This window comes from Pseudomonas sp. B21-054 (assembly GCF_026016345.1).
GTDB lineage: Bacteria > Pseudomonadota > Gammaproteobacteria > Pseudomonadales > Pseudomonadaceae > Aquipseudomonas.
The window spans coordinates 931,688-954,186 of the sequence record NZ_CP087204.1 but is presented as its reverse complement, the minus strand read 5'-3'; the positions used below and the strand labels follow the sequence as shown (position 1 = coordinate 954,186).

General features: G+C 59.6%; 20 protein-coding genes. 5 read left to right on the top strand and 15 right to left on the bottom strand.

The features are described 5' to 3' along the window. Positions 1-7 precede the first annotated feature (7 nt). Positions 8-1,918 (bottom strand): ATP-dependent zinc metalloprotease FtsH, encoded by a 1,911-nt coding sequence (ftsH, locus tag LOY70_RS04060; RefSeq protein ID WP_123342829.1) that lies wholly within the window; start codon positions 1,916-1,918, stop codon positions 8-10. 192 nt (positions 1,919-2,110) lie between these two features. Continuing rightward, positions 2,111-2,761 carry a 23S rRNA (uridine(2552)-2'-O)-methyltransferase RlmE gene (rlmE, locus tag LOY70_RS04055; RefSeq protein ID WP_025211785.1) on the bottom strand — a complete coding sequence of 217 codons (651 nt, stop codon included), beginning with the start codon at positions 2,759-2,761 and terminating at the stop codon, positions 2,111-2,113. A gap of 106 nt (positions 2,762-2,867) precedes the next feature. On the opposite strand from rlmE, the gene LOY70_RS04050 reads away from it, so the two are divergent. Then, positions 2,868-3,176 carry a YhbY family RNA-binding protein gene (locus LOY70_RS04050; RefSeq protein WP_003197704.1) on the top strand — a complete coding sequence of 103 codons (309 nt, stop codon included), beginning with the start codon at positions 2,868-2,870 and terminating at the stop codon, positions 3,174-3,176. Between the two features lie 10 nt (positions 3,177-3,186). On the opposite strand, the gene LOY70_RS04045 is transcribed toward LOY70_RS04050, so the two are convergent. From LOY70_RS04045 to grpE, 8 genes are all read right to left on the bottom strand, one after another. After that, positions 3,187-3,591 carry an MFS transporter gene (locus LOY70_RS04045; protein WP_265033596.1) on the bottom strand — a complete coding sequence of 135 codons (405 nt, stop codon included), beginning with the start codon at positions 3,589-3,591 and terminating at the stop codon, positions 3,187-3,189. 28 nt (positions 3,592-3,619) lie between these two features. Further along, positions 3,620-4,096, bottom strand: coding sequence for a transcription elongation factor GreA (gene greA, locus LOY70_RS04040; RefSeq protein ID WP_033046390.1), 477 nt, complete (start codon positions 4,094-4,096; stop codon positions 3,620-3,622). 2 nt (positions 4,097-4,098) lie between these two features. After that, positions 4,099-7,320, bottom strand: a complete 3,222-nt coding sequence (gene carB, locus LOY70_RS04035) for a carbamoyl-phosphate synthase large subunit (RefSeq protein WP_123342831.1) — start codon at positions 7,318-7,320, stop codon at positions 4,099-4,101. 105 nt (positions 7,321-7,425) lie between these two features. Next, a complete protein-coding gene (gene carA, locus LOY70_RS04030; RefSeq protein WP_265033594.1) occupies positions 7,426-8,562 on the bottom strand; it encodes a glutamine-hydrolyzing carbamoyl-phosphate synthase small subunit in 1,137 nt (378 codons plus the stop codon). Positions 8,563-8,818: 256 nt separating this feature from the next. Then, positions 8,819-9,625 (bottom strand): 4-hydroxy-tetrahydrodipicolinate reductase, encoded by an 807-nt coding sequence (dapB, locus tag LOY70_RS04025; protein ID WP_265033592.1) that lies wholly within the window; start codon positions 9,623-9,625, stop codon positions 8,819-8,821. A gap of 9 nt (positions 9,626-9,634) precedes the next feature. Then, a complete protein-coding gene (gene dnaJ / locus LOY70_RS04020; RefSeq protein WP_003177841.1) occupies positions 9,635-10,759 on the bottom strand; it encodes a molecular chaperone DnaJ in 1,125 nt (374 codons plus the stop codon). 321 nt (positions 10,760-11,080) lie between these two features. Beyond that, complete coding sequence (gene dnaK / locus LOY70_RS04015) at positions 11,081-12,997, bottom strand: molecular chaperone DnaK (protein WP_265033588.1); 1,917 nt, start codon at positions 12,995-12,997, stop codon at positions 11,081-11,083. A 102-nt stretch (positions 12,998-13,099) separates the two neighbouring features. Continuing rightward, positions 13,100-13,666, bottom strand: a complete 567-nt coding sequence (grpE, locus tag LOY70_RS04010; protein WP_025211777.1) for a nucleotide exchange factor GrpE — start codon at positions 13,664-13,666, stop codon at positions 13,100-13,102. A gap of 240 nt (positions 13,667-13,906) precedes the next feature. Here grpE and recN point away from each other — a divergent pair, with 240 nt between their 5' ends. After that, positions 13,907-15,580, top strand: a complete 1,674-nt coding sequence (gene recN, locus LOY70_RS04005; protein ID WP_265033585.1) for a DNA repair protein RecN — start codon at positions 13,907-13,909, stop codon at positions 15,578-15,580. 75 nt (positions 15,581-15,655) lie between these two features. Here the strand turns inward: recN and fur are convergent, their stop codons facing one another. Further along, on the bottom strand, positions 15,656-16,060 hold the full coding sequence (gene fur, locus LOY70_RS04000) for a ferric iron uptake transcriptional regulator (protein WP_003197684.1): 405 nt from the start codon (positions 16,058-16,060) through the stop codon (positions 15,656-15,658). Between the two features lie 97 nt (positions 16,061-16,157). Between fur and LOY70_RS03995 the strand changes: the two genes are divergently transcribed. After that, a complete protein-coding gene (locus LOY70_RS03995) occupies positions 16,158-16,685 on the top strand; it encodes an outer membrane protein assembly factor BamE (protein ID WP_123342835.1) in 528 nt (175 codons plus the stop codon). Positions 16,686-16,744: 59 nt separating this feature from the next. Here LOY70_RS03995 and LOY70_RS03990 read toward each other — a convergent pair whose 3' ends face one another. The 3 genes from LOY70_RS03990 to LOY70_RS03980 are packed head-to-tail and all read right to left on the bottom strand — an operon-like array spanning position 16,745 to position 18,898. After that, positions 16,745-17,047, bottom strand: a complete 303-nt coding sequence (locus LOY70_RS03990) for an RnfH family protein (protein WP_265033512.1) — start codon at positions 17,045-17,047, stop codon at positions 16,745-16,747. Beyond that, a complete protein-coding gene (locus tag LOY70_RS03985) occupies positions 17,044-17,487 on the bottom strand; it encodes a type II toxin-antitoxin system RatA family toxin (RefSeq protein ID WP_025211773.1) in 444 nt (147 codons plus the stop codon). The genes LOY70_RS03990 and LOY70_RS03985 overlap by 4 nt, the downstream gene beginning before the upstream one ends. 7 nt (positions 17,488-17,494) lie before the next feature. Then, positions 17,495-18,898, bottom strand: a complete 1,404-nt coding sequence (locus LOY70_RS03980; RefSeq protein ID WP_265033510.1) for a sodium-dependent transporter — start codon at positions 18,896-18,898, stop codon at positions 17,495-17,497. 118 nt (positions 18,899-19,016) lie between these two features. On the opposite strand from LOY70_RS03980, the gene smpB reads away from it, so the two are divergent. Further along, a complete protein-coding gene (smpB, locus tag LOY70_RS03975; RefSeq protein ID WP_042730880.1) occupies positions 19,017-19,499 on the top strand; it encodes an SsrA-binding protein SmpB in 483 nt (160 codons plus the stop codon). Positions 19,500-19,671: 172 nt separating this feature from the next. Here the strand turns inward: smpB and LOY70_RS03970 are convergent, their stop codons facing one another. Continuing rightward, positions 19,672-20,439: an FCD domain-containing protein gene (locus LOY70_RS03970; RefSeq protein ID WP_025211770.1), complete on the bottom strand. Its 768-nt coding sequence runs from the start codon at positions 20,437-20,439 to the stop codon at positions 19,672-19,674. A gap of 263 nt (positions 20,440-20,702) precedes the next feature. Here LOY70_RS03970 and LOY70_RS03965 point away from each other — a divergent pair, with 263 nt between their 5' ends. After that, positions 20,703-22,397 carry a lactate permease LctP family transporter gene (locus LOY70_RS03965; RefSeq protein WP_265037964.1) on the top strand — a complete coding sequence of 565 codons (1,695 nt, stop codon included), beginning with the start codon at positions 20,703-20,705 and terminating at the stop codon, positions 22,395-22,397. Positions 22,398-22,499 lie beyond the last annotated feature (102 nt).

Here is a 22,499-nt window from a genome sequence, read left to right as displayed (position 1 = left end):
TCAAGCCTTAAACGTCAGCAGCCGGACCGCCGATCGGGGTTTCGGGCCGCTCGCCCTGCACTGCCGGAGGCGTACCCGAGGTACCGGTGCCGCCGGACCAATCGCGAGGTTCGCGAGGCACACGGCCCGCCATGATGTCGTCGATCTGCTCGGCATCAATGGTTTCGTACTTCATCAGGGCATCGGCCATGGCATCGAGCTTGTCACGGTTGTCCGTCAGGATCTGCCGGGCGGTGCCGTAACATTGGTCGATGATGCTGCGGACTTCAGAGTCGATCAGCTTGGCCGTCTCACCGGAGAAACTGGCATGCTGGCCACCGCCGCCACGACCCAGGAACACTTCGCCCTCTTCTTCGGCATACATCAGCGGCCCCAGCTTCTCGGACAGGCCCCACTTGGTGACCATGTTCCGGGCAATCTGGCTGGCACGCATGATGTCGTTGGATGCGCCAGTGGTCACACCGTCGAAGCCCAGCGTCATTTCCTCGGCAATACGGCCGCCGTACAGCGAGCAGATCTGGCTGATCAACGCGCGCTTGGACAGGCTGTAGCGATCTTCTTCCGGCAGGAACATGGTCACACCCAAGGCACGACCACGCGGGATGATCGAGACCTTATAGACAGGATCGTGCTCAGGCACCACGCGACCGACGATCGCATGACCCGCCTCGTGGTAGGCCGTGTTCTGCTTTTCTTTCTCCGACATGACCATGGATTTGCGCTCCGCGCCCATCATGATCTTGTCCTTGGCCAGTTCGAATTCTTTCATTTCAACGACGCGCTTGCCGGTACGAGCGGCAAACAGCGAAGCTTCGTTGACCAGGTTCGCCAGGTCGGCACCGGAGAAACCCGGCGTACCACGGGCAATAACGGCCGGAGCGACGTCGTCACCCATTGGCACTTTGCGCATGTGGACCTTGAGGATCTGTTCACGACCACGAATATCCGGCAACCCCACCACAACCTGGCGGTCGAAGCGACCAGGACGCAACAAGGCAGGGTCGAGCACGTCCGGACGGTTGGTGGCGGCAATCACGATGATGCCGTCATTCATTTCGAAACCGTCCATCTCGACCAGCAACTGGTTGAGGGTCTGTTCGCGCTCGTCGTGACCGCCACCCATGCCAGCGCCACGATGGCGACCCACGGCGTCGATTTCGTCGATGAAAATGATGCACGGTGCGTGCTTCTTGGCCTGCTCGAACATGTCACGAACACGGCTGGCACCCACGCCGACAAACATCTCAACGAAGTCGGAACCGGAAATCGTGAAGAACGGCACCTTGGCTTCGCCGGCAATCGCCTTGGCCAGCAGGGTTTTACCGGTACCCGGCGGGCCTACCATCAGCACGCCGCGTGGAATGCGGCCACCCAGGCGTTGGAACTTGCCTGGATCGCGCAGGAATTCGACCAGTTCACCGACCTCTTCCTTGGCTTCATCGCAACCCGCGACGTCGGCCAGGGTAGTTTTTACCTGATCTTCAGAGAGCAGCCGGGCCTTGCTTTTACCGAAGCTCATCGGTCCGCCCTTGCCGCCCGCACCACCCTGCATCTGGCGCATGAAGAACATGAACACCGCGATGATCACCAGGATCGGGAAGCTGGCAACCAGGAGCTGGGTCCAGATGCTTTGCTGCTCAGGCTGCTTGCCTTCGACCACGACATGATTGTCCACCAGGTCGCCGATCAGGCCGTTGTCCTGGATCGCCGGACGAATGGTCTTGAAGCTGTCACCGTCGGTGCGCTTGCCGGTAATCACATAGCCATCGACGGCTACGCGCTCGACCTTGCCATCCTTGACCTGCTGGATGAAGTCGGAATAGTTGAGGGTCTGCGGCTCGTTAGGGCTGGAGAAGTTGTTCATCACGGTCACAAGGACAGCGGCGATGATCAACCACAGGATCAGATTCTTTGCCATATCGTTCAATTAACTACCCTCTGAAGCAAGCTCCGCTATTGGCGCGCGCTTCGCATGATATTCACCGGCCTAACTTACTACATTACCTACGACTCTGGCAGGCGCCGTCTGTAACCCTTTGTGAAACTTTGACCGCGTAATTTTCGTTACACGACTTTCGCAATGCGAGACAAAAAAAACTATCGACCCGTATTAAAGACGCTCATCGCTGGCTGCGCCTTCAATTCCGCGAAAGCCCCGCGCCAGCAGATACTGCTCGCGAGAGCGGTCGCGCGACGACAATGGCTTGCGCATTTGCACCTTATCGAACAGTTTGCGCATGCCTTTGTGGTACTGGTCGAAGCCTTCCCCCTGGAAGACCTTGATCAAAAAATCGCCACCCGGTCGCAAAACCCGCCCGGCAAGATCCAGGGCCAGCTCGCTGAGGAACATCGCACGAGGCATGTCGACAGCCGCTAATCCACTCATATTGGGGGCCATATCGGAAATCACAAGGTCCACCTGCGTATTTCCGACAGCCTCCAGAATTTTTGCCAGCACGGCGTCTTCGGTGAAATCGCCCTGGATGAAGGTCACATCAGGGATGCTGTCCATTTCCAGGATATCGGAGGCGATCAACCGCCCCTGGCCGCCGATCAGACGACTGGTCACCTGGGACCATCCACCTGGCGCAGCGCCGAGGTCAATCACGGTCATGCCTGGACGGATCAGACGATCCTTTTCCTGGATCTCCAGCAATTTATAGCTGGCACGCGAACGATAGCCGTCTTTTTGCGCCATTTTGACGTACGGATCGTTGAAATGCTCTCTGAGCCAGTTCTGGCTAGTCTTGGAACGGGCCACGGGCCACCTCTAAAAATAAAACGGGTCGTGATTAAGTGGGCGGTCCCGGACTCGCTCGGGTAAACTGGCCGCCGCTTTTTACAAGATCAGACGCAGGGGTCAGATTATGCCGCTCACTCAAGAGCAGAAGAAACAATACAAATCCATTGGCCACCATCTGAAACCGGTTTTGACTGTGGCTGACAACGGTTTGACTGAAGGCGTACTCGCCGAACTGGAACGCGCATTGAGCGATCACGAGCTGATCAAGATCAAGCTCAACATCCTCGACCGCGAAGCCCGCCTGGCTGCCGTTGCCGAACTGTGCAAGACCGGCAAGGCAGACCTGGTACAGGTCATCGGCAAGATGGCGCTGATTTATCGCAAGAATTTCAGCGTCAACAAGCAACTGTCGAACGTTCACCGCTTCAAGTGACACCAAAGGGTCAAGGGTGTGCTTCGCGCACCCTGCCACCCCATCCGGGCACCGGCTGCATCACCAGCACCAAACCGGAAAAACCCAGCACCAGGTAACTGAATACCTGCCACTGGCTCGCTTCCGGCCAGCCGAGACGCACCGCAAAAAACATCCCACACGCGTACAGCGACATGAGCAGCAATTGCCCACGGATGTCACGCCATAGACTGGCAAGGCCCTCGGCCTGAACCAGCACCAACGCCTGAAACACCACACATGCCGCGGAAAACCCCACCAGCAGCGCCGTCAGCATGCCTGTGATTTCATCGATGAGCAGCGGTGCCAGGCCGATTCGACCCAATACCGGCATCAGACCGACGTGCAACAGCCAAAGACCGCCCACCCACAACATCTGGGTGAGCTGCCAAATCATGGCGCCGGCACGTAGCGGGCGCCTTCGTTCAGATATGACGGACTTCGACAATCTCATACTCGATGACGCCGCTCGGCGTCTTCACAGCCACCACATCACCCTCTTCCTTGGCAATCAAGGCGCGAGCGATAGGCGAACCAACGGAAATCTTGCCGAGCTTGATGTCTGCCTCGTCCTCGCCAACGATCTGGTAAGTGACGCTTTCATCGGTCTCGACGTTAGCGATTTCCACGGTGGTACCAAAGATCACCTTGCCGGTGTGCGGAATCGTCGTGACATCGATGACGACCGCGTTCTGCATGCGGCCTTCGATGTCACGGATACGCGCCTCGACCATACCCTGCTGCTCGCGAGCAGCGTGGTATTCGGCGTTTTCCTTCAGGTCACCCAGCTCCCGGGCCGTACCGATGTCCTGGCTGAGCTTTGGACGAACGACCTTGGTCAGGTGGGCGTGTTCTTCTTCCAGGGCCTTCGCGCCCTGAACAGTCATCGGGTACTTGGTTATGCTCATGCCTTCAATCCTGCATGTAGATCCTGCAAGCGACGTACGGTCTTCTCCGGACCGAACTTGAGCGCTTCGCAGATCGCTTCGCCCGCAGCAATGGTCGTGGTGCAGTAGATCTTGTGCTGCAGCGCATTGCGACGAATGGAATAGGAGTCGGCAATCGACTGACGACCTTCCGTGGTGTTGATGATCAGCGTGACTTCGTCATTCTTGATCATGTCGACCACGTGCGGACGCCCCTCGGTCACCTTGTTCACGCGGCGCACTTTCAGGCCAGCCGCTTCGATCAGCTTGGCGGTACCGGCCGTGGCGACCACTTCAAAGCCCAAGTTGATCAGATCACGAGCCACGCCTGCAACCAGTGGCTTGTCGTCATCACGCACGCTGATGAACGCCGTGCCGCCAGTCGGCAGCACTTCGCTGGCGCCCATCTGGGCCTTGGCGAAGGCTTCGCCGAAGGTATCACCCACGCCCATCACTTCACCGGTGGACTTCATTTCCGGGCCGAGGATCGGGTCTACTCCAGGGAACTTGGCGAATGGGAATACCGCCTCCTTCACGCTGTAGAAGTTCGGGATGATTTCCTTGGTGAAGTTCAGCTCTTTCAGGGTTTTGCCGGCCATGACCCGTGCAGCGATCATCGCCAGGGAAACACCGATGCACTTGGAGACGAACGGTACGGTACGGGAAGCGCGCGGGTTGACTTCGATGACGTAGATGTCCTCGCCCTGCAGGGCCAGTTGCACGTTCATCAGGCCGATGACACCCAGCTCCAGGGCCATTTTCTTGACCTGTTCGCGCATCTCGTCCTGGATGTGAGCCGGCAACGAGTAGGGTGGCAGGGAGCAAGCGGAGTCACCGGAGTGAACACCGGCCTGCTCGATGTGCTGCATGATCGCGCCGATCACCACGTCCTTGCCGTCGCTGACCGCATCCACGTCCATTTCGATGGCGCAGTTGAGGAAGTGATCCAGCAGCACCGGGCTGTCGTTGGACACCTGGACCGCTTCGCGCAGGTAGCGCTTGAGCTCGTCTTCCTGATAGACGATTTCCATCGCACGACCGCCCAGCACATAGGACGGACGCACCACCAGCGGGTAACCGATCTTGGCCGCGGCACGAATCGCTTCGTCCTCGCTGCGCACGGTGGCGTTTGGCGGCTGACGCAGGTTCAGGCGCTCGACCATCTGCTGGAAACGCTCACGGTCTTCGGCACGGTCGATCGCATCCGGGCTGGTACCGATGATCGGCACGCCGGCGGCTTCAAGGGCACGGGCCAGTTTCAGAGGCGTCTGGCCACCGTACTGGACGATCACGCCCTTGGGCTTCTCGACACGGACGATTTCCAGCACGTCTTCCAGGGTCACCGGCTCGAAGTACAGGCGATCAGAGGTGTCGTAGTCGGTGGACACGGTTTCCGGGTTGCAGTTGACCATGATGGTCTCGTACCCGTCATCGCGCAGGGCCAGTGCCGCGTGTACGCAGCAGTAGTCGAACTCGATACCCTGGCCGATCCGGTTAGGACCGCCGCCCAGGATCATGATCTTGTCGCGGGTCGATGGCGCGGCTTCGCACTCTTCTTCATACGTGGAGTACAGGTAAGCGGTGTCGGTGGCGAACTCGGCCGCGCAGGTGTCGACGCGCTTGTAGACCGGGAACACTTCCAGCTTGTGGCGATGGGCCCGCAGGCTCTTCTCGGTCACACCCAGCAGCTTGGCCAGGCGCATATCGGAGAAGCCCTTGCGCTTGAGGCGGAACATCGTGTCGTGATCGATGCTGGACATGCCCAGGGTCTTGACCTTCTCTTCTTCCTTGATCAGATCTTCGATCTGTACCAGGAACCAAGGGTCGATCATGTTCATGCCGAAGATCTGCTCGACGGTCATGCCGGCGCGGAAGGCATCGGCCACGTACCAGATGCGCTCAGCACCCGGCACGGTCAGCTCGCGCTTGAGCACGCTCATGCTTTCCGGGTCGTTCAGGTCCAGCTTCGGATCGAGGCCACAGACGCCCACTTCCAGGCCGCGCAGGGCTTTCTGCAGGGACTCCTGGAAGGTCCGGCCGATGGCCATGACTTCACCGACCGACTTCATCTGGGTGGTCAGGCGGGCGTCGGCCTTGGCGAATTTCTCGAAGGCGAAACGTGGCAGCTTGGTGACGACGTAGTCGATGGACGGTTCGAAGGACGCCGGGGTCTTGCCGCCGGTGATGTCGTTCGACAGCTCGTCCAGGGTGTAGCCCACGGCCAGCTTGGCGGCAACCTTGGCAATCGGGAAACCGGTGGCCTTGGAGGCCAGGGCCGAGGAACGGGATACCCGCGGGTTCATCTCGATGACCACCATGCGACCGGTGTTCGGGCAAATGCCGAACTGGACGTTGGAGCCACCGGTTTCCACGCCGATCTCACGCAATACCGCCAGGGAGGCGTTACGCAGGATCTGGTATTCCTTGTCAGTCAGGGTCTGGGCCGGCGCGACGGTAATCGAGTCGCCAGTGTGCACGCCCATCGGGTCGAAGTTTTCGATGGAGCAGACGATGATGCAGTTGTCCTTTTTGTCGCGGACAACTTCCATTTCATATTCTTTCCAGCCGATCAGGGATTCGTCGATCAGCAGTTCCTTGGTCGGTGACAAGTCGAGACCACGGGCGCAGATTTCTTCGAATTCTTCACGGTTGTAGGCGATACCACCACCGGTGCCGCCCATGGTGAAGGACGGACGGATGATGCAGGGGAAGCCGAGGCGTTCCAGGACGGCGTTGGCCTCTTCCATGCTGTGGGCGATGCCCGAGCGAGGGCAGTCCAGGCCAATGGATTTCATCGCCTTGTCGAAACGCGAACGGTCTTCAGCCTTGTCGATGGTGTCGGCGTTGGCGCCGATCATTTCCACACCGAACTTCTCCAGGACGCCTTCGCGTTCCAGGTCCAGGGCGCAGTTGAGCGCGGTCTGGCCACCCATGGTCGGCAGCAGCGCGTCCGGGCGCTCCTTCTCGATGATCTTGGCAACGGTCTGCCACTTGATCGGCTCGATGTAGGTAGCGTCGGCCATGGCCGGGTCGGTCATGATGGTGGCCGGGTTGGAGTTCACCAGGATGACGCGGTAACCCTCTTCGCGCAGGGCTTTACAGGCCTGGGCGCCGGAGTAGTCGAATTCGCAGGCCTGGCCGATCACGATCGGGCCAGCGCCGAGAATCAGGATGCTTTTTATGTCTGTACGTTTTGGCATGGGTTTGTCACTCAAATCCGCAGGTCAGTCGGCTAGGCCGTCGAACAATCTTTGAAGCGCCCGAAGGGGCCGCCGCGCTAGGGGCCGCCATCGGGCTTCACGCGGTCAGCGTCGCTTGGCCATCTCATTGATGAAGCGATCGAACAGCGGCGCCACATCGTTCGGGCCCGGGCTCGCTTCAGGGTGGCCCTGGAAGCTGAACGCGCTCTTGTCGGTACGCTCGATGCCTTGCAGCGTGCCGTCGAACAGCGACTTATGGATCGCACGCACGTTGGCCGGCAAGGTCGCTTCATCCACCGCAAAACCGTGGTTCTGGCTGGTGATCATCACCACGCCGGTGTCCAGGTCCTGCACCGGGTGGTTGGCACCGTGGTGGCCGTGCCCCATCTTCAAGGTCTTGGCGCCCGAAGCGAGGGCCAGCAACTGGTGACCGAGGCAGATGCCAAACACCGGGATCTCGGTTTCCAGCACGTCCTTGATCGCCTGGATCGCGTAGTCGCAAGGCTCAGGGTCACCAGGGCCGTTGGACAGGAACACGCCGTCGGGCTTGAGGGCCAGTACCTCGGCGGCCGGGGTTTGCGCAGGCACCACGGTCACGCGGCAACCACGCTCCACCAGCATGCGCAGGATGTTCAGCTTGACGCCGTAGTCGTACGCGACCACGTGGTACGGCAGCTCGGAGGCTTCGATCGTAGCGTGACTGTCGGTTTTCAAGTCCCAGACCGTGGAGCGCCACTCGTACGGCTTCTTGGTGCTGACGACTTTCGCCAGGTCCATGCCCTTGAGGCCTGGAAAACCTTGGGCTGCGGCGATGGCGGCTTCTTCGGAAATGTTGTCGCCGGCCATGATGCAGCCGTTCTGCGCGCCTTTTTCCCGCAGGATGCGGGTCAGGCGACGGGTGTCGATACCGGCGATCGCCACGACATTGTTGGCTTTCAGGTAGTCGGACAGGGACATCGTGTTACGCCAGTTGCTCGCTACCAGCGGCAAGTCACGGATGACCAGGCCGGCGGACCATACACGATCGGACTCGGCGTCTTCCGGCGTGGTGCCGGTGTTGCCGATGTGCGGGTAAGTCAGGGTAACGATTTGCTGGGCGTAGGAAGGATCGGTAAGAATTTCCTGATAGCCGGTCATTGCGGTGTTAAACACCACCTCACCAACGGTCTGACCGTCGGCTCCAATGGCTTCGCCGCGAAAAATGCTGCCATCAGCAAGGGCGAGTATGGCTGGCTTAGTCAAGAAGACCTCCCGTAAATAAAGCCTGAAAGGGCGATCGCAGGTTGTAAAAAAGCGGAGTGACGTATGGACACGTCACCCCGCTTCTTCACTGAATTATTCTGCGCGCTTTTAGTGGACACACTAAAGCTGTAGCTTACAGAAAAAGGCTTTTTTGGTCCACCGCTAATGAGCCTTAAAGGCAGGGGAATGCGACAGGCCGTCGCGAAGCGGTGTAAAACGGGGGCTCAGTATAACCTGAACCCCGCGCCCAATGACATCAGCGCAGGTCGAGAACGTCCTGCATGTCGTACAAACCAGGCTCGCGACCCTCCAGCCACAGCGCAGCGCGAACGGCACCCTTGGCAAAGGTCATCCGGCTCGACGCCTTGTGCGTGATCTCCAGGCGCTCGCCTTCAGTGGCGAACAGCACGGTGTGGTCACCCACTACGTCACCGCCGCGTACCGTGGCGAAACCAATGGTGTCTCGCGCACGGGCACCGGTGTGCCCCTGGCGTCCGTACACGGCCACTTCCTGCAGATCGCGCCCCAGCGCATCGGCAATCACTTCACCCATGCGCAAGGCCGTTCCCGAAGGCGCGTCGATCTTGTGGCGGTGATGCGCCTCGATGATTTCGATATCCGCATCGTCGCCCAAGACCCGGGCCGCCATGTCCAGCAACTTCAGCGACAGGTTGACCCCCACGCTGAAGTTCGCCGCGAACACGATCGGAATGTCTTTGCCAGCATCGGCCAGCAACTGCTTTTGCGCAGCGTCCAGGCCCGTGGTGCCGATGACCATCGCCTTGCCATTCTTACGGCAAATGGCAAGGTTCTTGAGCATCACGTCCGGCAGCGTGAAATCGATCAGGACATCAAACTCATCGAGCACCTTCTCCAGGCCGCCGGTCATCGGTACGCCGATACGCCCTAGCGAAGCCAGCTCGCCAGCATCGGCGCCGACCAAGGTACTGTCGGGCCGCACGATAGCCGCCGTCAGGCCTGAGAGTGGCGAGCGCTGCTGCACCGCCTCGACCAACGTCTTGCCCATGCGCCCCGCAGCGCCCATCACAGCTATACGTCGCATGCGACCTCCTTACAGATCGCCGAAGAAGCGCTTCACGCCTTCGAACCAACCGGTGGTTTTCGGAGAATGACTGTTGTCATCCGCCAGCGAGCTGCGGAATTCTTCCAGCAGTTCACGCTGGCGCCGACTCAGATTCACCGGAGTTTCCACCGCCACCCGACACATCAGGTCGCCCGCGCCACCGCCACGCACTGGCGCAACGCCCTTGCCGCGAATCCGGAACTGCTTGCCGGTCTGCGTGCCTTCAGGGATCTTCAGCTTGACGCGACCGTCGAGGGTCGGGATCTCAAGCTCGCCACCCAAGGCTGCATCGACAAAGCTGATCGGCACTTCGCAGAACAGATGCTTGCCGTCGCGCTGGAAAATCGCGTGTTCGCGCACATTGATGACGACGTACAGGTCGCCAGTCGGGCCACCCTGGGCACCCGCCTCGCCTTCGCCGGACAGACGAATGCGGTCACCGGTATCGACACCGGCCGGCACCTTCACCGATAGCGTCTTGTACTCTTCGACACGGCCTTCGCCATGGCAGGAGTCGCACGGGTCGGAAATGATCTTGCCTTGGCCATGGCAACGCGGGCAGGTCTGCTGCACCGAGAAGAAGCCCTGCTGCATGCGAACCTGACCAATGCCGCCACAGGTCGGGCAAGTGACGGGCGATGAGCCTTTCTTGGCGCCCGAGCCATCGCACGGCTTGCAATTGACCAGCGTCGGGACGCGGATGTTGACGGTAGTACCGCGCACCGCCTCTTCCAGGTTCAGTTCCAACGTATAGCGCAAGTCGCTGCCGCGCTGGGCGCCGCCACGGGCACCGCCGCGACCACCACCGAAGAAATCGCTGAACACGTCGCCGAAAATATCGGAGAAATTCTGCCCGCCAAAACCGGCACCGCCGCCACCCATGCTTGGGTCGACACCGGCATGACCGTATTGGTCGTAAGCCGCGCGCTTGCTCGAATCGGATAGGACTTCGTAGGCCTCGTTGGCCTCCTTGAACATTTCTTCCGACGCTTTGTCGCCGGGATTACGGTCCGGGTGGTGCTTCATCGCCAGGCGACGATAGGCCTTTTTCAGGTCTGCCTCGCTGGCCCCCCGCTCGACACCCAGTACTTCGTAAAAGTCACGCTTTGCCATTAGTCTTTGCACTCTTATAGGACGTCCGGCAAACCTCTCCTGAACCTTGCCAAACTCGTTGAGCCCCAATACAGGCCCGGACCCAACTCACGTCAATTCAACGATCCTGGTCTTAATTTTTCAGCCAGGGCCCCGGCCAAAACGCAGTGTCCGTCGTTCGGAAAGCAGGAGCATTCCCGATCACACCGCCAGCATCCGAGCGTTGTCGCATGCTGTAAAAATTCACTGGCTCCAGACACGCCAACGCGGGAGCAAGCTCCCGCGCGGCGACATCCTACCAGCCACCGCACAAATGCAGTCAACCGGCCGACCAACAAGCGATTACTTGTGGTCTTTCACTTCTTCGAACTCGGCATCCACGACGTCGTCGGCTTTTTCGGCCGATTCGCCCTGGGCAGCCGCGCCTTCAGCGGGCTGAGCCTGCTCGGCGTACATCTTCTGAGCCACTGGCGCGGAGACCTTGGACAGCTCTTCGATCTTCGCTTCGATGGCCGCCTTGTCGTCGCCTTTAACGGCAGCTTCCAGGGCAACCACGGCCGCTTCGATGGCGGTTTTCTCTTCCGCAGTCACTTTCTCGCCAGCATCAGCGACCATCTTGCGAGTCGAGTGCACCAGGGCATCGCCCTGGTTGCGGGCGCTGGCCAGCTCTTCGAACTTGCGGTCTTCCTCGGCGTTGACTTCAGCATCGCGAACCATCTGCTGAATTTCTTCCTCGGACAGACCGGAGTTGGCCTTGATCACGATCGACTGGGTCTTGCCGGTGGCCTTGTCTTTCGCGCCGACGTGCAGGATGCCGTTGGCGTCGATGTCGAAGGTCACTTCGATTTGTGGCACGCCACGTGGAGCCGGTGGAATCTCGGCCAGGTCGAACTTGCCCAGGGATTTGTTCTGGGCCGCTTGCTTACGCTCGCCTTGCAGCACGTGGATGGTCACGGCGCCCTGGTTGTCATCGGCCGTCGAGAACACTTGGGATTTCTTGGTAGGAATCGTGGTGTTCTTCTCGATCAGCGCGGTCATCACGCCGCCCATGGTTTCGATACCCAGGGTCAACGGGCTGACGTCGAGCAGCAGAACATCCTTCACATCACCGGCCAGAACGGCGCCCTGGATGGCAGCACCCATGGCAACGGCTTCGTCCGGGTTCACATCCTTACGCGCTTCTTTACCGAAGAAATCGGTCACCAGCTTCTGAACCAGCGGCATACGGGTCTGGCCGCCGACCAGGATCACGTCGTTGATCGCGCCAACGTCGATACCGGCGTCTTTCATCGCGATGCGGCAAGGCTCGATGGTGCGCTGAACCAGGTCTTCCACCAGCGCTTCAAGCTTGGCGCGGGAGATTTTCACGTTCAGGTGCTTCGGACCGGTGGCGTCTGCAGTGATGTACGGCAGGTTCACGTCGGTCGATTGGCTCGAGGACAGCTCGATCTTGGCTTTTTCAGCGGCTTCTTTCAGGCGCTGCATGGCCAGCGGGTCACCCTTGAGGTTCATGCCGCTTTCTTTCTTGAACTCATCGACGAGGTAGTCGATCAGGCGGATGTCAAAGTCTTCACCACCGAGGAAGGTGTCGCCGTTGGTCGCCAGTACTTCGAACTGGTGCTCGCCATCGACTTCAGCGATCTCGATCACGGAAACGTCGAAGGTACCGCCACCCAGGTCATAAACGATCACGGTGTGATCGCCCTTGGCCTTGTCCATACCGTAGGCCAAAGCAGCCGCGGTCGGTTCGTTGATGATACGTTTTACGTCCAGGCCCGCAATGCGGCCGGCGTCTTTGGTCGCCTGGCGCTGGCTATCGTTGAAGTAGGCAGGCACCGTGATGACCGCTTCAGTCACCGCTTCGCCGAGGTAGTCTTCGGCGGTTTTCTTCATTTTCTTCAGGATTTCAGCCGAGATTTGTGGCGGCGCCATTTTCTGGCCGTTCACTTCAACCCAGGCGTCGCCGTTGTCAGCCTTGGCGATCTTGTAAGGCACCATCTTGATGTCTTTCTGAACGACTTCTTCGTCGAACTTGCGACCGATCAGACGCTTCACCGCGTACAGGGTGTTATGCGGATTGGTCACTGCCTGACGCTTGGCCGACTGGCCAACCAGGATTTCGCCATCGTTGGCGTACGCAATGATCGACGGCGTGGTGCGCGCGCCTTCAGCGTTTTCAATTACTTTGGCCTTGCCGTTTTCCAGCACGGAGACGCACGAGTTGGTGGTCCCCAGGTCGATACCGATAATCTTGCCCATGTTAACTCTCCCGGAACTTGGATTTTGTTGCCGCAGCAGTGGTGGCTAACTGCGGTAGCACTTAAACGCTTGACTTCTTAATGGGGGCCGTTTTGCCCGATTTCAAGCCTGCTCATCAATAGAAGGCGAAACCGGTGCCGGCGTCTTGCTGACCACAACCATCGCCGGGCGCAACAGGCGACCATTGAGCAGATAGCCCTTCTGGAAAACCTTCAAGACACTGTTGGGCTCGACGTCTGCGCTTTCCTGCATCGCCATGGCCTGGTGGTGCTCGGCATTGAAGGGTTCGCCATGTGGATCAATGGCTTCGAGCTGATAACGCTTGAGGGTGTCCTGGAACATTTTCAGGGTCAGCTCAATGCCTTCACGCATCGGACGAATGTTTTCGTCGTCCGGATTGGACAGCTCCAGGCCGCGCTCCAGGCTGTCGATGATCGGCAGCAGGTCGCTGGCAAAACGTTCCAGGGCGAATTTATGAGCCTTTTCTACATCCTGCTCGGCGCGACGGCGGACATTCTGCAGGTCGGCTGCTACACGCAACGCCTGATCCTGCGCACCGGCCAGCTGCTCCTCGAGCACTTGTACACGTGCCGCCAGGTCGTCACCCGAATCCTGGGGAGCCTGATTGGCGTCTAGATTTTGCGTATCCTGCGTCTGTTCGTCAGCCATAGATTTCTCCTTTCAACTTCGTCCGCGAGCTCGACTCGCGCTTCTGCCCCGGTATATGGGGCCGGGTTTTTAAGCTTCAAGGGCCGTCCGACGAATTAACCTTACAAAAAACAGCTGCATTTCATTCCAGGCAGCGCTAAGAAATCCCTGCACCCAAGCAAATCGAGCTAAGCACAGGCATTGTCAGCCCGAAACAAAACACTGTATAAATAACCAGACCTAAAGCCTGGGAGCGGCCTTATGCTGGTGCACCTGTCCGTACATAACTACGCCATCGTCGAACACCTCGACCTCGAACTCGATCGAGGCATGAGCGTGATCACCGGTGAAACCGGTGCTGGCAAATCCATCATGCTCGACGCCCTGGGCCTGACGCTGGGTGATCGCGCCGACAGTGGCGTGGTGCGTCCCGGAGCGGACAAGGCCGACATCCTGGCCACCTTCGACCTGGTCGATATTCCCGAGGCCAGCACCTGGCTGGCCGAACGCGACCTGGACACCGACGGCTTGTGCATCCTTCGCCGGGTCATCACCGCCGAAGGCCGCTCCCGAGGCTACATCAACGGCACGCCCTGCCCCTTGGGCGACCTCAAGGCCCTCGGCGAACTGCTGATCGACATCCACAGCCAGCATGAACACCAGTCGCTGCTCAAGACCGATACCCATCGCCGCCTGCTGGACGAATACGCCGGCGCCACCGATCTGGCTCGCCAGGTGCAGCTAGCCGCCCAACGCTGGCGCCAGACTCGCCAGGAGCTGGACCGTCTCTCAAACTCCGGTGACGAACAGCGTGCCCGCCATCAGTTATTGAGCTATCAGCTTGAAGAACTGGAGAACCTGGCCCTGGGCGAACATGAACTGGAGGAACTGGAGCAGGAACACAAGAACCTGACCAACGCCGAAACCCTGCTGGGCATCTGCCGACAAGTGGTCGAGCAATGCAGCGAAAACGATTCAGGCAATGTGCTTAACGCGCTGACAGCGAGCCTGAACCGACTCTCCAGCGTCAACAATTCGGTGGGCGCCCTCAGCGAAGCGACCAACCTGCTGACGAGCGCGCAGATTCAGGTTGAAGAAGCGGTCGGGGAACTGAATCGGTTCCTTGATCATTTCGACGCCGACCCGGCACGCCTGCAATATCTGGAAGAGCGCCTGGACACTATCTATACGCTGGCACGCAAACACCGCGTCCAGCCAACCGATGTCGCCGAACTCCAGCAACGCTTGCTAGAAGAACTGGAAACCCTGAACGCCAACGATGAGTCCATCGAGCGGTTGGGGGACGAACTGGCCTCCTATGCCCGTCATTATCAGGAAAAAGCCAACGAGCTCAGCGAACTGCGCCGTCAAGCCGCGACTGGCCTGGCCAGCGCCGTGGAGCAGGAAATCCAGCGCCTGGGCATGCCCGGTGGCCGCTTCACCATCGAACTGCGCCCCAACGCCGGTGACGAGCTTCAACCCAACGGGATGGAGCAGGTGGAATTGCTGGTCAGCGCCAACCCCGGACAACCTCTCAAGGCACTGGCGAAAGTGGCGTCCGGCGGTGAACTGTCACGGATCAGCCTGGCCATCCAGGTCATCACGGCGCAGACCTCGCGCGTCCCGACGCTGGTATTCGACGAAGTGGACGTGGGCATTGGCGGGCCAACGGCGGAGATTGTCGGCCAGTTACTGCGCCGACTGGGGGAGCGCGGCCAGGTGCTGACGGTCACTCACCTGCCCCAGGTCGCCGCTCAGGGACACCAGCATTTATTCGTGCACAAGGTGCGCGGCCAGGACGCTACGCGTACCGCAGTGTCCAAACTCAACAAAAACGAGCGGGTGGAGGAAGTGGCGCGGATGCTGGGAGGCATCGATCTCACCAAGGAGTCCCTGGCCCACGCGAAAAAAATGGTCGTTACCGCGAAAATCTAAGAACGACAGACAGCACGAAGGCGACCCTGGGGTCGCCTTCGTTCGTTTCGCGAACCTTAAGTTCGCGCGACATGCTTACTTTTTCTTGCGTACGTACAGTACGAGATTGTGATCAACCATCTCGAAGCCATACTTGTCGACGATTGCTTTCTGCAGACGCTCGATTTCTTCATCGAAGAATTCGATCACTTCGCTGGTCTCGACGTTGACCATATGGTCGTGATGCTTGCCGTCGTCCAGCTCGAAGACCGCATGGCCTCCGTCGAAGTTGTGCCGCACCACAAGGCCAGCTGCCTCGAACTGGGTCAGGACACGGTAAACCGTGGCCAGACCGACGTCCTCACCAGCCTCCATCAGCGCCTTGTAGACATCCTCGGCACTCATGTGGCGTTGCTCGGCGGAATCGAGCATTTGTAGAATCTTGACCCGTGGAAGGGTCACTTTGAGGCCGGCTTTGCGTAGTTCGCTATTTTCAACCATGGTCAGCTTTCTCGCGATGCTGCTTCGCAGCTTCTCTTAATGCGGGTATGATCGGCGTTTACGTTGTCCCAGCCAAGATAGTGGAAGTCGCCCACCGATGCAAAACACCAAGCTCTTGCTAACCAGTTTCACCTTTGTGGGACTGCTCGCACTCGCCGGTTGTTCATTCCCCGGGGTTTACAAAATCGACATCCAGCAGGGCAATGTCGTCACGCAGGACATGATAGACCAGTTACGCCCGGGAATGACCCGTCGGCAAGTACGGTTTATCATGGGTAACCCCCTGCTGACCGACACGTTCCATGCCGATCGCTGGGATTATCTGTACAGCTTGCAGCCAGGCGGCGGTGAGCGCCAGCAGGAACGCATCAGCGTTATCTTTAACCCCAATGACCAACTCGTCAGCCTGTCGGGCGATTTCATGCCGGGCGTGAGCCGCGACGAGGCCATCATGGGCAAGGACAGCGGCACGACGGTCACCGACCCGACCCAGAATACCGAACAGCCAAAACCGGAAAAACCGGTCAAGCCAGGTTCGTTGCTGGACCAGATCCAGAAGGATGTGGACAACGTCGAGACCGTACCTGTCCCGACGCCAGAACCTCTGGATACCTCGCCGCAATAAGCAGCGACATTAAAAAACCCGGCATGCCGGGTTTTTTAACGCCTGTAATCCCGGCCGGGTTACTGCTCCGATTGTCGCGCCAGGGCAGCCTTGGCCGCACGCAGGCGACGAATTTCTTTCGGATCAGCCAGTAACGGTCGATAAATCTCCAGCCGATCAGCCGCCTGCACCACCTGGCGATCTGGATCAGCGACCACTTTGCCAAAAATCCCGACCGGGCAAGTCGCCAGATCCAGTTCCGGGAACGCATCCGTCATACCTGAAGCCAGCAACGCTGCGCGAACACTCGTGCCCTCCGGCACTGCAAATGTACGCAGGACCTGGCGCTCGACAGAGGCATACACCACTTCGACTTCAATCAACGCTTGAGCTCGGCATTCTGCTTGGCGCGCTGGCAGAACGCGTCGACCAGGGTATTGGCCGCCTGATTGAACAACGGCCCCAAGGTGGCTCGCACCAGCGGGCCGGCGTAATCGAATGACAGGTCGAGGCTGATCTTGCAGGCTTTTTCACCGAGCGGCTTGAATACCCAGACGCCGTGAAGTTGGTTGAAAGGCCCCTCTTCCAGGTTCATTTCGATGGACTGCCCCGGCACCAGGGTATTGCGGGTGACGAAGCGCTGACTCAATCCACCCTTGGCGATGTTAAGGCTGGCGCGCATGTGGGTTTCGGAACTCTCAAGCACCTCGGCAGAAGAACACCAAGGCAAGAATTGCGGATAACTCGCCACATCATTGACCAGGTCATAGAGCGCCTGCGCCGGGTAGGGCAGCAAGGCCGAGCGTTGAATATGTGTCGTCATGTAAGCGTCACTTCCACAGCTGGGCGGCAAACACTACGAGAATGCCGATGGGCGCCACATAGCGCATCAAGAACAGGCTCAAGGCGAACAATACAGGGTTGCGCAGCGACAACTCATCACGCACCGCTTCACGGCCCATGATCCATCCTGCAAACACTACGAAACACAAACCACCCAATGGCAGCATGATCCGTGATGTGAAGAAATCAATCACGCCGAAGAAATCCAGCCCTCCGGTTGCTCCCCACTGGTAGAGACGGAACAGCCCGTCTTCGTTCACGAAAAACTTCGCCTGCTTCCATATATTGAAGGAAAAAACCGTCCCCAGCCCCACGAACCAGCAGGTGAAAGCCAGCCAGAATGTCACCCAGGCGCGGCTGAGACGGGTTCGCTCAACCAGGTAAGCCACCATGGGCTCCAGCAGGGAAATGGCCGAACTCCAGGCCGCGATGGCCACCAGGACAAAAAACACCACACCCATCACTTGGCCGAACGCCATGCTGCCGAAAGCAAAGGGCAGGCTGACAAACATCAGCCCCGGCCCTTCACTGGGATTCAGGCCCGCGGCAAACACAATCGGAAACAATGCCACACCGGCCAGCAGCGAGACGAAGGTATCCAACAGCGCGACGCCGACGACGGTGCGGGTCAGCGACGCGCTCTTGGGCATGTAGGCGCCGTAGATCATGATCGAGCCGACCCCGACGCTCAGGGAGAAAAACGCATGCCCCATGGCCGGCAGCAAGCCGTCCAGGACTTTCTCCGGCTTGAAGTCGAACATGAAATGCACGCCTTCCATGAAATGTCCGGTGGTCATGCTGTATCCCAGCAGCACCAGGATCATCACGAACAGCAACGGCATCATGATCCGCAGGCTGCGCTCAAGCCCGGCAACCACGCCACGGGCGATCACCACGGCGGAGAGCACCATGAAAATCGTGTGCCAGAGGGTCAATCTCCAAGGGTCGGCGATGACGTTGCCGAAATAGGCGCCCACCTGGTCCGGCGTGGCGCCCTGAAAATCCCCACGTCCCATGTCGATGATGTAGTCCAGCGACCAGCCGCCGACCACACTATAGAAAGACAGGATCAACAGCGCCGTGATCATGCCGGCGAACGCGCCCCACGACCATTTGGGCGAATGTCCCGCCGCCACTGCCAACACCTTCAAGGCATTCGCCGGGCTCTGCCGGGCGCGACGACCGATCAGGGTTTCGGCCAGCATCACCGGTGCGCCGATGAGCGCGATGCACGCCAGGAACATCAATACGAAGGCGCCGCCGCCGTAGACGCCCACCATGTACGGAAACTTCCAGATACTACCCAGCCCCACGGCAGAACCGGTCGCCGCGAGTATGAAGACCCAGCGGCTAGCCCAACTGCCGTGGACAGAAACCTTGTCTGTCGACATCGTGATCACGCCCAAGCGTTCAAAAAAGAGGCCGCATTGTCCGGGATTCACTCAACGTGCTCAAGCACGCAGCTTCACCGTAGCCGACACGCACGCAACTGCCTATAATGCCGCCCCTATGGCTAAACAGAAGAAACACCCCACAGGGACCATCGCGCAAAATAAAAAGGCGCGACACGATTACTTCATCGAACAGCGTTTCGAGGCTGGCATGGTCCTGGCCGGCTGGGAAGTAAAGAGCTTGCGTGCCGGCAAGGCGCAACTGGTCGACAGCTATGTGCTGCTCAAGGACGGCGAAGCCTGGCTGCTGGGCAGTCACATCACGCCGCTGACCACCGCCAGCACCCACGTGATTGCCGACCCGGTGCGCTCGCGCAAGTTGCTGCTCAACAAGCGCGAGCTGGAAAAGCTCTTCGCCTCCGTGCAGCAGAAGGGCTACACCTGCGTCTGCACGTCGTTGTACTGGAGCAAGCACTTGATCAAGTGCGAGATTGCCCTGGGCAAGGGCAAGAAGGAATACGACAAGCGCGATACCGAACGCGAACGCGACGCCGGTCGCGAGCTGCAGCGCGCGGTGCGCAACAAGGGCAAGGAAGACTGATTCCTTCGCCCTTGGGGCCGCTATCGCGAGCAAGCTCGCTCCCACATCCGATCTCGGCGATACACAGCCTTGTGTTCACTGAGGATCCAATGTGGGAGCGAGCTTGCTCGCGATGACGGCGACACATTCAGCATTGATGGATCAGACTGACCGCTTTCGCGAGCAAGCTCGCTCACATCCCCTTGCGCCGCTCCGCCCGCGCCACCCGCTGCACTTCCTGACGCACCTCTTCCAAGACTTCCTGTACATACAAAATATGTCGGCTGGACACCTCCCGCGCCTGCTCGGCGTGCCCGTCCATAATGGCTTGGTACAATTCCCGGTGCTGACTGATCAGCATGTCGCGGGTTTCACTGCGCTGCTTGTACATGCCGCCGATGTTGGTCACCACGTTGCGCTTGAGCAGGTCGAACAACCCACGAATGGTGTGCAGCAACACTGCGTTATGGCTCGCCTCGGCGATTGCCAGATGGAACCGGGCATCCGCCGCGCCCTCCTCCGCCCGACTCACTTCTTCATGGCGTGAATAACAATCCTGCAGCTCTTCGAACGCCGCCGTCAGCCGTTCGCGATCCACGTCCGTGGCCCGTTGTGCCGCGTAATAAGCACAGGAAGCTTCCAGGGTGTGGCGAAACTCCAACAAGTCACGTTGCGCCTCGGGATTGCTTTCCAACAGTTGCAGCAGCGGATCGCTGAACGTCGAGCCCAGCGACTCCACGACATAGTTACCGCCGCCCTGGCGACTGACGAGCAAGCCCTTGGCGGCCAGTTTCTGGATCGCCTCGCGCAACGAAGGGCGCGATACGCCGAACTGCTCGGCCAGGGCCCGTTCGGCCGGCAGCCGTTCGCCAGACTTCAACGTGCCCTCAAGGATCATTCCTTCAAGCCGCTCGACAATATCGTCGGACAAACGGCGCTGACGAATCTGATCAAACCCCATAACTCGATTCTCCACGATCCCGACGGCTCGCCGGGCTCTCTATTCTGGCCCATCCGGGCGTTGTCCACACCCAGCAAAAGCCGTTTTTGCAAACAGATCAGATGCCTTCTGCACCGCTTATTCGACGAAAGTTTCAGAGCGGCAAATTGACACGCGACAACCAAGGCTTTTACCCTAGCCAACAGCGATTGTAAATTGGTATTACCAATTGCCCAAGACCGCTGACCAGTGCCTGACCAACAACAATTAGGGGCCCTCCCATGATGCAAACCTGGCAACAGCTCTACAGCCCACTCGGCAGCCTCGGCTTGTCCGCACTTGCGGCCGTCATTCCCATCGTATTTTTCTTCCTGGCCCTGGCGGTGTTTCGCCTCAAGGGGCACGTGGCTGGCAGCATCACCCTGGCGCTGGCGATTATCGTGGCGATCTTTGCCTTCCAGATGCCGGCAGACATGGCGTTCGCCGCCGCCGGCTATGGCTTTGCGTACGGCCTGTGGCCCATCGCCTGGATCATCGTCGCCGCAGTGTTCCTGTACAAACTGACGGTCAAGAGCGGCCAGTTCGAAGTGATCCGCAGCTCGGTGCTGTCGATTACCGATGACCAGCGCCTGCAAGTGCTGCTGATCGGCTTTTGCTTCGGTGCCTTCCTGGAAGGTGCCGCCGGCTTCGGCGCGCCGGTCGCGATCACGGCCGCGTTGCTGGTCGGCTTGGGCTTCAATCCCCTGTATGCCGCAGGCCTGTGCCTGATTGCCAACACCGCCCCGGTGGCGTTCGGCGCGTTGGGCATTCCGATTATCGTGGCCGGCCAGGTCACCGGGATCGATGCGTTCAAGATCGGCGCCATGACCGGTCGCCAGTTGCCATTGCTGTCGCTGTTCGTGCCGTTCTGGCTGGTGTTCATGATGGACGGCCTGCGCGGCGTGCGGGAAACCTGGCCGGCGGCGCTGGTGGCAGGCTTGAGCTTCGCCATTACCCAATACTTCACCTCTAACTTCATCGGCCCGGAACTGCCAGACATCACCTCGGCCCTGGCCAGCCTGATCTCTCTCACGCTGTTTCTGAAAATCTGGCAGCCCAAGCGCACCGCCGGTGCGCAGATTGCCGGCGCCACCTCCAGCGCAGCCGTTACCGCCAGCGTCGGCGGTTTCGGTCAGCCGCGCAGCACCGTGGCGTCGCCCTACAGCCTGGGGGAAATCATCAAGGCATGGTCGCCGTTCCTGATCCTCACCGTGCTGGTGACGATCTGGACCCTGAAGCCATTCAAGGCGATGTTCGCCGCGGGCGGCTCGATGTATGGCTGGGTGTTCAACTTCGCCATCCCGCACCTGGATCAGATGGTGATCAAGGTCGCGCCCATCGTGATCAACCCCACCGCCATTCCGGCCGTGTTCAAGCTTGATCCGGTTTCCGCCACCGGCACGGCGATTTTCTTCTCCGCATTGATCTCGATGCTGGTGCTGAAAATCAACGTCAAGACTGGTCTTACCACTTTCAAAGAGACACTTTTCGAACTGCGCTGGCCGATCCTGTCCATCGGCATGGTGTTGGCGTTCGCCTTCGTCACCAACTATTCGGGCATGTCGTCGACCATGGCCCTGGTATTGGCCGGTACGGGCGCAGCGTTCCCGTTCTTCTCACCGTTCCTGGGTTGGCTGGGCGTGTTCCTGACCGGTTCCGATACCTCATCCAACGCGCTGTTCAGCTCGCTGCAAGCCACCACCGCGCACCAGATCGGCGTCAACGACACCCTGCTCGTCGCGGCCAACACCAGCGGCGGCGTGACCGGCAAGATGATTTCGCCACAATCGATCGCGGTGGCCTGCGCGGCGACCGGGCTGGTGGGCAAGGAATCGGATCTGTTCCGTTTCACCCTCAAACACAGCCTATTCTTTGCAACGATTGTCGGCCTGATCACGTTGGCCCAGGCCTACTGGTTTACCGGCATGCTGGTTCATTAAGTCCTACGCGCAATACTGGAAAAACCGACGCCGAACCGTGATTCGGCGTCTGCTATTCACAACCGGGTCTGCAAGGCTGCTGAAAGATTTCCTGGCTATATT

What these genes read in the sequence shown, in the direction of transcription:
- ftsH (WP_123342829.1), bottom strand. Translation starts at nt 1,918, where the DNA reads ATGGCAAAGAATCTGATCCTGTGGTTGATCATCGCCGCTGTCCTTGTG.
- LOY70_RS04050 (WP_003197704.1), top strand. Translation starts at nt 2,868, where the DNA reads ATGCCGCTCACTCAAGAGCAGAAGAAACAATACAAATCCATTGGCCAC.
- LOY70_RS04045 (WP_265033596.1), bottom strand. Translation starts at nt 3,591, where the DNA reads ATGATTTGGCAGCTCACCCAGATGTTGTGGGTGGGCGGTCTTTGGCTG.
- carB (WP_123342831.1), bottom strand. Translation starts at nt 7,320, where the DNA reads ATGCCAAAACGTACAGACATAAAAAGCATCCTGATTCTCGGCGCTGGC.
- dapB (WP_265033592.1), bottom strand. Translation starts at nt 9,625, where the DNA reads ATGCGACGTATAGCTGTGATGGGCGCTGCGGGGCGCATGGGCAAGACG.
- dnaJ (WP_003177841.1), bottom strand. Translation starts at nt 10,759, where the DNA reads ATGGCAAAGCGTGACTTTTACGAAGTACTGGGTGTCGAGCGGGGGGCC.
- dnaK (WP_265033588.1), bottom strand. Translation starts at nt 12,997, where the DNA reads ATGGGCAAGATTATCGGTATCGACCTGGGGACCACCAACTCGTGCGTC.
- grpE (WP_025211777.1), bottom strand. Translation starts at nt 13,666, where the DNA reads ATGGCTGACGAACAGACGCAGGATACGCAAAATCTAGACGCCAATCAG.
- recN (WP_265033585.1), top strand. Translation starts at nt 13,907, where the DNA reads ATGCTGGTGCACCTGTCCGTACATAACTACGCCATCGTCGAACACCTC.
- fur (WP_003197684.1), bottom strand. Translation starts at nt 16,060, where the DNA reads ATGGTTGAAAATAGCGAACTACGCAAAGCCGGCCTCAAAGTGACCCTT.
- LOY70_RS03995 (WP_123342835.1), top strand. Translation starts at nt 16,158, where the DNA reads ATGCAAAACACCAAGCTCTTGCTAACCAGTTTCACCTTTGTGGGACTG.
- LOY70_RS03985 (WP_025211773.1), bottom strand. Translation starts at nt 17,487, where the DNA reads ATGACGACACATATTCAACGCTCGGCCTTGCTGCCCTACCCGGCGCAG.
- LOY70_RS03980 (WP_265033510.1), bottom strand. Translation starts at nt 18,898, where the DNA reads ATGTCGACAGACAAGGTTTCTGTCCACGGCAGTTGGGCTAGCCGCTGG.
- smpB (WP_042730880.1), top strand. Translation starts at nt 19,017, where the DNA reads ATGGCTAAACAGAAGAAACACCCCACAGGGACCATCGCGCAAAATAAA.
- LOY70_RS03970 (WP_025211770.1), bottom strand. Translation starts at nt 20,439, where the DNA reads ATGGGGTTTGATCAGATTCGTCAGCGCCGTTTGTCCGACGATATTGTC.
- LOY70_RS03965 (WP_265037964.1), top strand. Translation starts at nt 20,703, where the DNA reads ATGCAAACCTGGCAACAGCTCTACAGCCCACTCGGCAGCCTCGGCTTG.